15 protein-coding genes are annotated in these 12,660 nt (G+C 30.9%); 14 read left to right on the top strand and 1 reads right to left on the bottom strand.

All coding sequences use genetic code 11. The annotated features are described in order from the left end of the window. Window positions 1-123: 123 nt before the first annotated feature. From HALHA_RS07460 to HALHA_RS07450, 3 genes are all read left to right on the top strand, one after another. The gene (locus tag HALHA_RS07460; RefSeq protein ID WP_015326059.1) at window positions 124-1,410 is read left to right on the top strand and encodes an IS110 family RNA-guided transposase; all 1,287 of its coding nucleotides are present in this window, start codon (window positions 124-126) and stop codon (window positions 1,408-1,410) included. Between the two features lie 418 nt (window positions 1,411-1,828). Continuing rightward, window positions 1,829-2,929, top strand: a complete 1,101-nt coding sequence (locus tag HALHA_RS07455) for a S1C family serine protease (RefSeq protein WP_015327181.1) — start codon at window positions 1,829-1,831, stop codon at window positions 2,927-2,929. 62 nt (window positions 2,930-2,991) lie between these two features. Beyond that, the gene (locus HALHA_RS07450; protein ID WP_015327180.1) at window positions 2,992-3,657 is read left to right on the top strand and encodes a glycosyltransferase family 2 protein; all 666 of its coding nucleotides are present in this window, start codon (window positions 2,992-2,994) and stop codon (window positions 3,655-3,657) included. A 39-nt stretch (window positions 3,658-3,696) separates the two neighbouring features. Here HALHA_RS07450 and murB read toward each other — a convergent pair whose 3' ends face one another. Continuing rightward, entirely contained in the window at window positions 3,697-4,614 is a 918-nt protein-coding gene (gene murB / locus HALHA_RS07445; RefSeq protein WP_015327179.1) for a UDP-N-acetylmuramate dehydrogenase, read from the bottom strand. 133 nt (window positions 4,615-4,747) lie between these two features. Between murB and HALHA_RS07440 the strand changes: the two genes are divergently transcribed. The 11 genes from HALHA_RS07440 to HALHA_RS07390 all read left to right on the top strand — a co-directional run bounded on the left by HALHA_RS07440 (window position 4,748) and on the right by HALHA_RS07390 (window position 12,651). Further along, entirely contained in the window at window positions 4,748-5,638 is an 891-nt protein-coding gene (locus HALHA_RS07440) for a cation diffusion facilitator family transporter (protein ID WP_015327178.1), read from the top strand. 23 nt (window positions 5,639-5,661) lie between these two features. Beyond that, window positions 5,662-7,221, top strand: coding sequence for a YncE family protein (locus HALHA_RS07435; protein WP_015327177.1), 1,560 nt, complete (start codon window positions 5,662-5,664; stop codon window positions 7,219-7,221). Between the two features lie 13 nt (window positions 7,222-7,234). Next, on the top strand, window positions 7,235-7,786 hold the full coding sequence (gene recU, locus HALHA_RS07430; RefSeq protein WP_015327176.1) for a Holliday junction resolvase RecU: 552 nt from the start codon (window positions 7,235-7,237) through the stop codon (window positions 7,784-7,786). A gap of 82 nt (window positions 7,787-7,868) precedes the next feature. Then, entirely contained in the window at window positions 7,869-8,231 is a 363-nt protein-coding gene (locus HALHA_RS07425) for a response regulator (RefSeq protein ID WP_015327175.1), read from the top strand. 199 nt (window positions 8,232-8,430) lie between these two features. After that, on the top strand, window positions 8,431-8,709 hold the full coding sequence (locus HALHA_RS07420) for an acylphosphatase (RefSeq protein ID WP_015327174.1): 279 nt from the start codon (window positions 8,431-8,433) through the stop codon (window positions 8,707-8,709). 22 nt (window positions 8,710-8,731) lie between these two features. Then, window positions 8,732-9,031 carry a thymidine kinase gene (locus tag HALHA_RS07415; RefSeq protein WP_015327173.1) on the top strand — a complete coding sequence of 100 codons (300 nt, stop codon included), beginning with the start codon at window positions 8,732-8,734 and terminating at the stop codon, window positions 9,029-9,031. A 19-nt stretch (window positions 9,032-9,050) separates the two neighbouring features. Beyond that, the gene (pgsA, locus tag HALHA_RS07410; RefSeq protein WP_041608152.1) at window positions 9,051-9,584 is read left to right on the top strand and encodes a CDP-diacylglycerol--glycerol-3-phosphate 3-phosphatidyltransferase; all 534 of its coding nucleotides are present in this window, start codon (window positions 9,051-9,053) and stop codon (window positions 9,582-9,584) included. Between the two features lie 177 nt (window positions 9,585-9,761). Beyond that, a complete protein-coding gene (locus HALHA_RS07405; RefSeq protein WP_015327171.1) occupies window positions 9,762-10,034 on the top strand; it encodes a YqhV family protein in 273 nt (90 codons plus the stop codon). A 15-nt stretch (window positions 10,035-10,049) separates the two neighbouring features. After that, window positions 10,050-10,886, top strand: coding sequence for a phosphosulfolactate synthase (comA, locus tag HALHA_RS07400; RefSeq protein WP_015327170.1), 837 nt, complete (start codon window positions 10,050-10,052; stop codon window positions 10,884-10,886). 25 nt (window positions 10,887-10,911) lie between these two features. After that, window positions 10,912-11,616: a 2-phosphosulfolactate phosphatase gene (locus HALHA_RS07395; RefSeq protein ID WP_015327169.1), complete on the top strand. Its 705-nt coding sequence runs from the start codon at window positions 10,912-10,914 to the stop codon at window positions 11,614-11,616. A 102-nt stretch (window positions 11,617-11,718) separates the two neighbouring features. Further along, the gene (locus tag HALHA_RS07390; protein ID WP_015327168.1) at window positions 11,719-12,651 is read left to right on the top strand and encodes a L,D-transpeptidase family protein; all 933 of its coding nucleotides are present in this window, start codon (window positions 11,719-11,721) and stop codon (window positions 12,649-12,651) included. The last annotated feature ends 9 nt before the right edge of the window (window positions 12,652-12,660 follow it).

Below are 12,660 nucleotides of genomic sequence, written 5' to 3'. Positions count from 1 at the left end.
AGGTTGTTATACTGTTATACAAATAAGGAGCATTCCTGTTAGGTTTAAATATGACATTCGACAAAAAAAGAACTCCTTGGTATAATTTTGGTTGCAGACACCAAATACCAAGGAGGCCGACAAATGAATTATACCCAAAATAAGAAGATTAAGCAAATTAAATCGACAACTTTAGTAATTGGAATTGATATTGCCAAGAAGCAACATGTAGCGAGAGCCCAAAACTATCGGGGGATTGAATATGATAAACCATTAAAATTTAAGAATACTCAGAATGGTTTAGAAAGACTTTTAAATTGGATTAAGAAAGTTAAAATAGAAAATGAGAAAGAAGAAGTAGTTATAGGAATGGAGCCAACAGGTCATTATTGGCTAAATATAGCTCAATTCATCACAGAAGAAGAAATAAAACTAGTACTAGTAAATCCTCATCATGTAAAGAAATCGAAAGAGTTAGATGATAATAATCCAACAAAGAATGATGTTAAAGATGCCAAAGTAATAGCTCAATTGGTTAAAGATGGTCGCTTTTCTGAACCAAATATTCCTGAAGGAATTTATGCGGAAATGAGAGTAGCTATGACGCATAAAGAAAAGCTAACGCAAGATTTAACCAGAGTGAAAAACAGAGTAATGCGTTGGTTAGATATATATTTTCCAGAATTTAATGAAGTATTTAAAGATTGGACTGGAAAAGCAGCGTTAGCTACTTTAAAATATTTTCCTTATCCAGATCAGATAGCTAAGATGGAAGCAGAAGAAATAGTAGCTAAATGGCGAGAAGAAGGTATTAAAAGAGGTGTGGGAATAAAGAGAGCTAAGAAGTTAAAAAAGGCAGCTGTGAGGTCAATAGGTGTAACCGAAGGATTTAAGATGGGGAAAGAAGAGATTAGCTATCATATAAAACAATATTGTTTTATAAACGAAGAGTTAGAAGTTTTAATGGAGAAAGTAGAAAAGTTGTTAGAAAAGATACCTGGGGTTGAAAAAATGCTGACAGTAGATGGAGTAGGAGTTAAAACAATAGCAGGTTTCATCTCAGAAGTAGGTGATTTGTGGGATTATGAACATCCAAAGCAAATTATAAGTTTGGCGGGTTTAAACTTAAAAGAAAATAGCTCAGGTAAGCATAAGGGGGAAACCAAAATAACAAAGCGAGGACGTCCCAAATTAAGAGCTTTATTGTATAGGGTAGCAATGCCTCTGGTGGCACAGAATGATGAATTTAGACAATTGCATAAATATTATACTACTCGTCGTGAAAACCCGCTTAAGAAAAAACAATCTCTGATAGTTTTGTGTTGTAAATTAATCCGAGTTCTTTTTACATTAGGTAGAAAGCAAGTAGAATACGATGGGAAAAAGATGTTGAATGATATTAAAAGACCTAATGTGAAGAATGCTGCTTAAAGGTAAGTAAATCAAATTTATATATTGGTTCTTTTAGCTTTATTCATTATAGGAATTGTACTTTAATAAACGAAGCCAGGAGAAGCTGGAAAGAATTTTTCCATAAGGGCATGACCCAGTTAAGGAGCATATCCAGCCTCCACCCATGGACAGGTAGAACGAAGGAATTTAGGGGCGTAGACCCTGCGAGATATGGGAGGTTAAACTGCCATGGTATTTGTGGAGATCTAATTTGGCGACCATATTTAAAAATGCTAAATTCTCTTTTAGGTATAGTTTATCAAAGATATTCCAAATATTTATTTATCTTCAATTAATATCTATTTGTCTAATGGAAAAATGTTTATTAAAAACTCAAATTCTAAGAATGAGTGAGTATAAGAGAGCTAGTTTAACTTACAAGAGGGAGGGATAACTGATGAGAAAAAATAATTTTATGTTATATGGTTGTTTAGTATTAGTAGGGATTTTGGTAGGAAGTGTTTTATTTGTTAATCCTAGTGCTCAAGCTTTTTGGGGAGACGATAAGCATGTAGAACAGAAAAAAGAAAGTAAAAAAATTGTTATTCCTCAAGAACAAGCAATCACAAAAGTAGTTGATGAAGTTGGCCCAGCAGTAGTTAGTATTATCACCAAAAAGGTCAAAGTTAGTCGTGATTTTTTCTTAAATCCTGTTCCTAGACAAGTAAAGGGACTTGGTTCAGGAGTTATTTTTGATAAGAAAGGTTATATTTTAACAAATAACCATGTAGTTGCTGGGGCTGAAGCAATAAAAGTTATCCTATCAGATGGAAGAGAGTTGCAAGCTAAATTAGTTGGTAATGATCCTAGAAGTGATTTAGCTGTTATTAAAGTTGATGCTAAAGATTTACCGGTGGCACCACTAGGGAATTCAAAGCAAATAGATGTTGGTCAGTTAGCAATTGCTATTGGTAGTCCTTATGATGTTAAGTTTAGAAATACGGTAACTACTGGAGTAATTAGTGCTGTAAATAGGACAATTAGAACTAAGAATGGAATTTTGGAAAATTTAATTCAAACTGATGCATCTATTAATCCAGGCAATAGTGGAGGTCCATTATTAAATAGTCAAGGTGAAGTAATAGGTATTAATACTGCTATTATAGGTGGTAGTGCTCAAGGAATTGGGTTTGCTATTCCAATTAATAAAGCTAAAAAGATAGTTAGCGATTTAATTAAGTATGGAAAGGTAAAACGACCTTGGTTAGGTATCTATGGTACTGATATAACTGAGAAACTTAAAAACTATTATGGTTTACCAGTGGCTAAAGGAGTATTAATTATTCAATCTGTTACTGATAGTCCAGCTAGTAAAGCTGGTTTATCCCAAGGAGATATTATTATTGAAGTGAATCGTGAAAAAATAGAGGGCATGGAAGAGTTAAAGAGAATTATTAAAAAACAGGAGATTGGTGATAAATTAAAGTTATTAGTCATGGATAATAATGGAGGATTAACTCCAGTAACAGTTACTCTTAAAGAAATGCCATCAAAATAATAAAATATGGTTTATTTCCCCTGTTAGTAGCAGGGGAATGATTATAAGTAGGAGGTTAAAGAATGAATGTTGCGTTAGTTATTCCAGCATATAATGAAGAAGAAAGAATTGAAAATGTAATTAGAACCGCTCAAAGGTCAGATGTTTTATCAGAGATAGTAGTAGTTAGTGATGGTTCTACCGATAATACTGTCCAAGTTGCTTTAGAATGTAATGTACAAACAGTAGCTTTACCTATTAATCAAGGTAAAGGAGCAGCAATGCAATATGGGGTAGAAAATACTGATTCAGAGATAATAGTATTTTTAGATGCTGACTTGGTCAATTTAAAGGTTGAACATATTGAAAGCTTAGTTAATCCAATTATAGAAGATAATATGGATATGACTTGTGGTGTCTTTCAAGCAGGAAGGGATAGTACAGATATGCATCATAAGATCACACCATGGTTGACAGGACAAAGAGCAGCTAAAAGAGAAGTAATTGAATCTTGTACTGATCTTACTGAGTCTAAATATGGAGCTGAACTGTCATTAACTAAAAAGGCAGTAGAAGAAAAGCTTAAAGTTAAAAAGGTTTGTTTAAAAGGTTTGACTCATACAACTAAAGAAGAGAAAATTGGATTAGTAAAAGGATTTTGGGCTCGGTTAAAGATGTACTGGCAAGTTATTAGTTACTTTAGAAAAAATGACTTAAAGTATGATAGTATTGATGCTGTAATGGAATAGTAATTAAATTATAAAAAGAGCCAAACTGGATTGGCTCTTTTAATCTGTGAAATCACCAATGAATTTAGGCTCTATTTCTAGCTTAATACCGCTTTTTTGATAGACTTTGTGTTGTACTTTTTTGATGAGTCTTTTAATATCCTGGGCAGTAGCTGAACCTAGGTTAACAATAAATCCAGCGTGTTTGGTAGATACTTGTGCATCACCAACTTTAGTACCTTTAAGTCCTGCTGCTTCAATTAAGGCTCCTGCATAGTGATCTACAGGGCGTTTAAAAATACTACCTGCACTTGGCATTTCCATAGGTTGTTTGGCCCATCTTTTTTGGTTCAAATCATCCATTTTTTCTTTAATCTGCCTTTCATCACCTTTGTCTAGTTCAATGTGGGCTTCAAAAGCAATTAAATCTTTTTCTTGAAAGATACTATGGCGATAAGATAAATCCACCTCTTCCTTGGAAAGCATAATTTCCTCTCCAGTTTCATTTAAACAGAGAACTTTTGTTACTACATCTTTTATTTCTCCTCCATAGGCACCAGCATTCATATATAGTGCTCCTCCTAAACTACCAGGAATGCCAGTAGCAAATTCTACTCCAGTTAATCCAGCTGCTAAGGCTTTATCTGCTAAGGCAGTTAGAGTAGCCCCGGTTTGAGCAATCAAGTCTGTGTCTTTAACTTTAATTTTATTTAATTCGGTCATATTAATGACTAATCCTGAGACTCCTTTGTCAGCAACAATTATATTACTTCCCTCTCCTAGTATAAATCTATCTAAGTCTTGGTTTTTTGTGGCTTTAAGTAGCTTTTTTAGTGCATTAAGACTAAAAGGAGTAGCAAAAATATCAGTTGGCCCACCTACTTTAAATGTTGTATGTTCTTTAAGTGAATAATTGAATCTAACTTCAAGGTTTTGTATTGTTTGTAATTTTACTTTTAGACTTTGGTTATCTATCATAGTTATCTCCTCCTTGTATTTTATATATAGTTTATCATACTTATAATCAACTCTAAAATGGAATATATTTTGAAAAGATAATCTAAATTAGATATAATTAGTTTAGATAGGATAAAAATTAAGAGGTGAAATAATGGGAACTGAAAGTAGGTATCAAGCTGGACGGAAAGTTAGCTTAGTTAGTTTAATAGTCAATATAATACTTTCTGTTATAAAAATTATAGTTGGATTTATGTTTGCAAGTCAGGCTTTAGTAGCTGATGGATTTCACTCAGTATCAGATGTTATTTCTACAATGATTGTATTGATGAGTATTAAAGTTTCTCAAGTACCACCAGATAAAGAACATCCTTATGGCCATGGTAAAGCAGAAGCTATTGCTACCAAATTATTAGGATTAATTTTGGTGGGAACTAGTTTATTACTAATAAAAAGTACCATAACCAGTATTTTAGAGGGGGCCAAAGCAAAACCAGGTAGTTTAGTTTTATGGGTAGCTTTTATTTCAATTATAGCTAAGGAATTATTATACCAATATACAATACATATAGGAGAAAAAATTAATAGTAAAGGTCTAATAGCTGATGCTCATCATCATCGTTCAGATGCTTTCTCTTCAATAGCAGCTTTAATTGGGGCAGGAGGGGCCAAGCTTGGCTTCCCAATATTAGACCCAATTGCTGGTTTAATAGTAGCCTTATTTATTGCTAAGGTTGGAGTAGAAATATTACAAGATGCAATTGATGAATTAATGGATGCTATTCCTAATCAAGATAAGATGAGTGGGATTGTTGACCAAGTTAATAGTTTAGAAAGGGTTATTACAGTAGGAGATATTAAATTAAGAACATATGGTCCTTATTTATATGTTGATTTAAATGTTGTAGTTAATAATGAACTAACTGTTGTGGAGGGACACAAAATTGCTGTAGAAGTAAAAAAAAGGATTAAGAATTTATATCCTAAAGTAGAAGAAGTAATGGTACATATTGATCCTGAAAGTGTTTATCAATCAAAAAACTAAAGAATAAAGGAGTAGTAATCAAGATGTTGGTTAAGAAAAAAGGTTTATTAGTATGGATGATATTATTTATATGTAGTTTATTATTAACAGGCTGTAATGATGCGGTAGTAATTAAAGATTTACAAATTGATTCAAAATTTTATCATCAAACGGGTTATTTATTGGGAAATGATAGAGTAAAGCTTAAAATAGAATTAGATAAAGAATTAAATCAAGACTTAACTTATTATTGGAAAGCAACAGGAGGTAGATTTTTAACCCAAGGTAAGCAAGAGGTTACTTACATAACTCCTAAATTACCAGGTGATTATAGTTTAAAATTAGTAATTAAGAAAGAAAATCAAGTAGCAACAACATTTAAGTTTCCTTTTGTAGTAAAGGGAAATTATCCTAAGCGAGTAAAATTAAATAAAGTAGTTATTAATTCTTTAAAATCAGGAGTTAAATTAGACTGGTCAGCTTATAAAGGAACAGATTTTTATAGTTATAAAATACTAAGAAGTAATAATTTTTATATAGATGATCAGGCACAAGTTATAGCTAATATAACTAATCAAGCTCAAGATTATTATACAGATGATAATATTGAGCCCAATCAAGTTTATAGTTATCAAATTATGGTGATTAATCATAGTGGCTACCTATCAGCTAGTAATGAAGAAATGATTAGGGGATTGCCACAAGGAGTTAGAAAACAGCGGATTAAAGAGGAGATTTCTCAAATTGTAGTTGATGATATTCATCTTAAGTCTTATATTACAGTTAGGGATAAACGCCAGATTTTAGTTTTAAATAATAATGGTAAAATAGTCAAACAAATAAATTTAGGGATATACCCTAAAGAGGCAGTACTTGCTTTAGAAAATAAATATTTGTTTGTCTTAAGTTTAAGAGGAAATTCTATTGTTAGGATTGATTTAGAGTCATTAGAGAAAAAGAAATATAAGTTAAATATTAGGATGAAAGATATCACTAGTAGTGGTGATTATTTATACTTATTACCTAAGAGTAAAAGAAAGTTAATTAGGTTTGCTATTAAGAAGGGTAAGATTAAAAATAATTTTTCTATAAAGTTTAAAGGCAAACGGATAAAAGCAAGAAGAATAAGAGTGATTAATAATGAGTATTTAATAGCTGATATGGTATTTGGGCCAACTTTATTTTATAATTTAAAGAATTTAAGTAAGCCAATTAAGAAATTAGATATAGGGCCTATAAAAGATATAGCAGTTTCTATAGCAGGTAGTCAATATTATATATATCTAGGAAGTATAGGTAATAGAATTATCCAGTCATATCTGATAAATTCAGATGATAAAATAATAGAACAACAAGGATTTGTTGTTAATTCGTACCCTAGGGATTTATTAATTAAAGGGAATTCATTATTTGTAGGTTATGATTCTAAAAAAATCACTATTTTTGATTTAAAAAAGGATAAGCTTAGCCAGAAGATAAAATTAAATAATTACATCTATGATTTAGGGCTGTCTAAAAAGAGTAAAAGATTGTATTTAATAACTGCTGCAATAGATAAAACTAATAGTTATTTAACAATAATTGATTTAAAGAAGTTTAATTAGGAGGATTTAGTTTATGGGTTATAATATTAATTATGCTAATCGGGGCCAAAACTTAGAAAATATGATTGAAACATCTAACCAACAGTATTCTTTTCAACAGCGGGCGTTAATTCAAAAGATACCTACTCCAGTTAAAGTACTAAATATTAATTCTAGAACAGGTAAAATAACTAATGGATTTTATAAAAAGAAGTCTACAGTTGATTATATTGGAGTTTATAATGGAGTTTCAATTGCTTTTGATGCTAAAGAGACTAGTATAAAGACAAGATTTGATTTAAGTAATGTTAAGCAACATCAGCATAAGTATTTAAAACAATGGAATGATAATGGGGGGATTGGATTTCTAATTATTTATTTTAATAAATTAGATGAACTTTACTATCTCCCCTTTCAATTATTAGATGATTATTGGCAAGGGATGTTACAGGGAGGAAGAAAAAGTATTCCGTATCAAGAAATTGCCCAAAAAGAATTTTTAATAGGTAGTAAAGGTTTAGTTTTGGTAGATTATTTATCTATAGTGGATAAAATTATAGCAGATAAAGATAATTATAATTCTTGAATTTTGTTACTATCTATAATAAAATGTTGTAGGATATGCTTATATCTATATACATAATTTTTAAGTTTTTGGAGGGGTAAATATGGCAAAGGAGATATTAATTACAGATGACGCTAATTTTATGCGAACAATGCTGGCTAAAATATTAAAAGAAAATGGCTACGAGGTAGTTGGGATGGCAGCTAATGGAGAAGAAGCTATTGAAAAATATAAAGAATTAAATCCTGATTTAGTTACTATGGATATTACAATGCCGGGGATGGATGGTATTGAAGCGACTAAAGAGATTATTGATTATGATGCTGATGCTAAGATTATAGTTTGTAGTGCTATGGGCCAAAAACCTATGGTTTTAGAGGCTATTGAAGCTGGAGCAAAGGACTTTATTGTTAAGCCAATTAAGCCTGAAAAGGTAAATGAAACACTAGATAAATTACTTAAGTAATTTATCTAGTGTTTACATTAAAAACAGTTAATCTTTAAGTAGCACGAAGATTAACTGTTTTTTTACTAGTTAGAAAAGAGGAGCTTTGGTTTTTTTATTGAAATTCATGATAAGCATATAAAAGAAAGAGTATGTACTTATTAAAATTATGATTTATGGAAATAATAGTTTTAGAATAAAAATTCAGAGGAGGAATTTTATGTCTAATAAAGCAATTAAAGCGGTAATAGAAGGTCGATTACAAGGTGTTGGGTACAGAGCTTCGACTCAACAACAGGCAACTAAATTAAATATTAAAGGTTATGTGAGAAATTCCGATGGGAACGAGATTGAAGTAATAGCTCAAGGAGAAGAGGAGAACTTAGAAAAGTTTATTCAATTTTTAAAGGAAGGAACAACTAGATCTGAAGTAGAGGATGTTAGTGTAGAATGGGTAGAACCAGAAGGAGATTATTTTAGATTTAGTATTAATTATTAATTAAGTTAAGTGAGGGGATATAATGGGCTTATTAGCTAAAATAAAAAAGATATTTGGCTTAAATAAAAAAAAGAAAATGTTAAAAGTACAAGTTATTTGTAACAAATGTGGAGAAGAAATTAATTCTGTATTTCGTAAAAATTATGATTTTCAACCTTCATACGGGACTGAAGAATATGATTATGCAATTAATAAGCAATTAGTTTGCCCTGGATGTTATAATTCACTTGATTTAAAAATGGAACTTAACCAAAGGCTAAAAATACTTAACAGTAAGCTTGAAGGCGGAAGCCTAAAAATAGAAGGCGAGCAAAGTGATTAAATGTTGGGGGGAAATAGAAATGACTGTGGCTAATTGTTTAACGTTGATTCGTATCTTACTTCTCCCGTTTTTTTTATTTTTCTTTTTTTACGATTTTTCTAATCATTATTTAATTGCAGCAATTATCTTTACGTTATCTGCTTTAACTGATTTATTTGATGGTTATATTGCTCGTAAATTTGATCAAATAACTTCTTTAGGTAAGATATTAGATCCATTAGCTGATAAATTAACTTTTATTATTGTTTTTACCGCTTTAGCAATTGACGGATTTATTCCATTTATTTTAATAGTATTTATTTTAGTTAGAGAATTAGTTGTTTTATGTGGATCTATGTATATGTACTATCGCAGTAAAGATATCATAAGTCCTAGTAATACTGGTAAAGGTGCTACCTTTTTACTTTACATAACAGCTGTTTCTTATATCTGGGATCTATCCTTTCTACAGCCAGCAGCTTTTATAGCAATTGGATTGGCCCTTCTGTCTGGAGTTAGGTATTGTATAGAAGGATATAATAAATACTTTGTAGGGCATAATATTAAAAAATAATAATTCTAAGACACCAGTTATGGTGTCTTTTTTCATTATATACCAAATAATAATTAAAAAAGCAGTTATTTTTTGGATTATAGTTAAGTATAAATAAAGTGAGTAGGTGATTGAAAGCCACTTGTTAAAATTCATTATCTAATTTTTGCTAGTTTAAACTGTAAAGTGGGGATAAAGATGTTTGGAATTAAAGATAAAATTGTACTTAGTATGTCAGCTATTAGATTAATCTCTGGGATGATTGAGTTATTAGCAGCTTGTTTAATCTTTAAGTTTAACTCAAGAATTGTTGCTTTTGAAATCAACTCTTTCTTGGCTTTAGTTGGCCCATTAGTAATGGTATTAGCTACTAGTGTAGGACTAATAGGTCTTGCTGATGAATTATCTTTATTACAGATGGGAGTAATTGTGTTAGGAGTAATATTAATTTTTGTAGGCATAAAGTTATAAGTAAGGAGTGGTTGGGTGGTTGATTATAAAAGAGGTTGGAATTTTGATTTTGAATTTCCACTAGTAGCAAGAGAAGAGAAGCCTAGAACTCAAGGGTTAACTATGATTATTGATAAAGGCTTAGGTATAAGAGAGACTAAAGATTTGCTTGAATTAGCTACTTCTTATATTGATTTTTGGAAATTAAGTTTTGGAACTTCTGCTTTATATCCTAGAGAAATACTAAAGAAAAAAATTAAGTTAATTAAATCATATGAGATTGATATTTATCCTGGGGGAACTTTTTTAGAGATAGCTATTAATCAAAATAAAACTAGTGAATATTTAAACGAGGCTAAAGAATTAGGGTTTACAGCAGTTGAGGTTTCTGATGGTACCCTTTCGTTGCCTATTAGTTTAAGGTCTAATATTATTAAACAGGCTAAGAGTTTAGGATTTAAAGTACTGACTGAGATTGGTAAGAAGGATAAAAACAAAGAATTTAAAGTTAATCAAATGATTAAACAACTAAAAAAGGATGTAATTGATGGAGCTGATAAAATAATAGTTGAAGCTAGAGAGTCTGGAACTGGAGTATCAATTTATGATCAACAGGGTCAGGCAGATCAATTTATGCTAAAAAAAATATTATTAGAAGCTCCTAATCATAATGATATTATTTGGGAGACGCCTTTAAAGAAACAGCAAGTGTATTTTATTAGATTGTTAGGTAATAATGTTAATTTAGGTAATATAGATCCTAGAGAAATTTTAGCGCTAGAATCATTGCGAAATGGATTACGAGGTGATACATTTAAGACTATCTTAAATGATGATGTAGATGACGGATTATTTATAGAAATTGATTTATAATTAAGATGATTTGGAGTGTGATATAGTGAAATTAGATGTGATACTTTCTGCAGATGAAATTGTTGCAGAAGAAATAATAGGTAAAGTAGCGGTAGTAATTGATGTATTAAGGGCTACTAGTACGATGATAACTTCTTTGGCTAATGGTTATAAGCAAATACTACCTGTAGTTAGTATTGAAGAAGCGAAAGAGTTATCTGCTAGTTTAAAAGAAAAACATTTTATAGCAGGAGAGAGAAATGGAGTTAAGATTAAAGGATTTGATTTTGGGAACTCGCCTTGTGATTATATAAAAAGTAGTGTAAGAAAAAAGCTTATCTTAACTACTACTAATGGAACTAAATGTTTTACTAGGTTACAGAAAGCTCAAGAAGTTATAATTCTTTCTTTATTGAATATGAAAGCAGTTATTGACTGGTTACAAAAAAAAGATGAAATTGTTTTTTGTTGTGCTGGAAGAGGAGGGCAGTTTGCTCTAGATGATTTTATTACTGCTGGGAAAGCAATAGCTCAATTATCTGCTAATAATCAAATAAAACTAAGTGATACTGCTAAGGTGGCTTGTGATTTTTATTCTTATAATAAAAAAAGTATTTTAAAAACACTAAAGAATTCAGCTAGCGGGCAAAATTTAGTTAAATTAGGAAAAGAAAGTGATATTGAATTTATAGCAAGTGGTGAATTTAGTATAGTACCTTTCTATAAAGATCATAAAATTGAAGTTAAATAATTCAACTGCCGGAGTATTCCGGCAGTTTTTGCTAAAAATAGAATAGTATTTATAAAAGAATAGATAAATTTAATGAAATTAAGAAAAGTAGGAGGTGGTTTAGTGAATAGTTTAAGTAAAATAATTATAGTTACTTTACTTATTTTTTTGTGTTCTCCTATTATCTTAGCAACTAAACAGATTCCATGTGACTGTAAAGAAGTGCGGACTCTTTCTTTAAAATATCCACCACTGCAAGGAGATGATGTTTGGGAGTTACAAAAGCAATTACAAAAGTTAGGGTTTTATAAACATAAGTTAAATGGAAGCTATGATTGGCAAACATATGTAGCTTTAAAGAAGTTTCAGTATATTAATAGTAAAAGTGCAACTGGAGTAGTTAAGCAAAAGACTTGGCTTAAATTAGCTAAAGCTTTGGGTAAATCCCCTTTTGTAACAGTAGATAATAAGAAGTTAAATTCCCCTCAAGGAGAAATATCTCTTGTAGTAGATGGATATAGCAGACAGCTTAAGGTCTATTCAAACGGAAAATTATATCATACTTTTCCAGTTGCTATCGGAAAACCATCTACTAAATCCCCTATTGGTGAATGGGCAATAGTTCATAAAGATGCTGATTGGGGAGGAGGGTTTGGTGATAGATGGATGGGATTAAATGTTCCCTGGGGTAAGTATGGGATTCATGGGACCAATAAACCTGGGTCTATAGGTACAGCAGCTAGTCATGGTTGTATTAGGATGTATAATAAAGATGTTAAGCTTCTTTATTCATGGGTTGAGGTTGGAACTCGAGTTAAGATTATTGGAAATCGTGATCCCATTAAGCTCACCCACCAACTTCGGCCTGGTCATACTGGTAAAGATGTCTTATTAGTCCAAGAAAGATTAAGAAAGTATGGTTTCCAACCTGGTTATACTGATGGTAGGTTTGGAGCTTCTACTAAGGAAGCTATAAAGAATTTAAAGTATATTTATGGTTTAAAAGATGATGTAGTGGTAGATGAAAATGTATTTTATATTCTTAATTTAAAATAAGAAGGGAGT

It is taken from the genome of Halobacteroides halobius DSM 5150, from assembly GCF_000328625.1.
GTDB classification, from domain to species: Bacteria; Bacillota; Halanaerobiia; order Halobacteroidales; family Halobacteroidaceae; genus Halobacteroides; species Halobacteroides halobius.
Note: the sequence above shows the minus strand (reverse complement) of the source record. Positions and strands in the feature narration are given on the sequence as shown.

What these genes read in the sequence shown, in the direction of transcription:
- HALHA_RS07405 (WP_015327171.1), top strand. Translation starts at nt 9,762, where the DNA reads ATGTTTGGAATTAAAGATAAAATTGTACTTAGTATGTCAGCTATTAGA.
- HALHA_RS07435 (WP_015327177.1), top strand. Translation starts at nt 5,662, where the DNA reads ATGTTGGTTAAGAAAAAAGGTTTATTAGTATGGATGATATTATTTATA.
- HALHA_RS07440 (WP_015327178.1), top strand. Translation starts at nt 4,748, where the DNA reads ATGGGAACTGAAAGTAGGTATCAAGCTGGACGGAAAGTTAGCTTAGTT.
- HALHA_RS07450 (WP_015327180.1), top strand. Translation starts at nt 2,992, where the DNA reads ATGAATGTTGCGTTAGTTATTCCAGCATATAATGAAGAAGAAAGAATT.
- pgsA (WP_041608152.1), top strand. Translation starts at nt 9,051, where the DNA reads ATGACTGTGGCTAATTGTTTAACGTTGATTCGTATCTTACTTCTCCCG.
- HALHA_RS07420 (WP_015327174.1), top strand. Translation starts at nt 8,431, where the DNA reads ATGTCTAATAAAGCAATTAAAGCGGTAATAGAAGGTCGATTACAAGGT.
- murB (WP_015327179.1), bottom strand. Translation starts at nt 4,614, where the DNA reads ATGATAGATAACCAAAGTCTAAAAGTAAAATTACAAACAATACAAAAC.
- recU (WP_015327176.1), top strand. Translation starts at nt 7,235, where the DNA reads ATGGGTTATAATATTAATTATGCTAATCGGGGCCAAAACTTAGAAAAT.
- HALHA_RS07425 (WP_015327175.1), top strand. Translation starts at nt 7,869, where the DNA reads ATGGCAAAGGAGATATTAATTACAGATGACGCTAATTTTATGCGAACA.
- HALHA_RS07460 (WP_015326059.1), top strand. Translation starts at nt 124, where the DNA reads ATGAATTATACCCAAAATAAGAAGATTAAGCAAATTAAATCGACAACT.
- HALHA_RS07455 (WP_015327181.1), top strand. Translation starts at nt 1,829, where the DNA reads ATGAGAAAAAATAATTTTATGTTATATGGTTGTTTAGTATTAGTAGGG.
- HALHA_RS07415 (WP_015327173.1), top strand. Translation starts at nt 8,732, where the DNA reads ATGGGCTTATTAGCTAAAATAAAAAAGATATTTGGCTTAAATAAAAAA.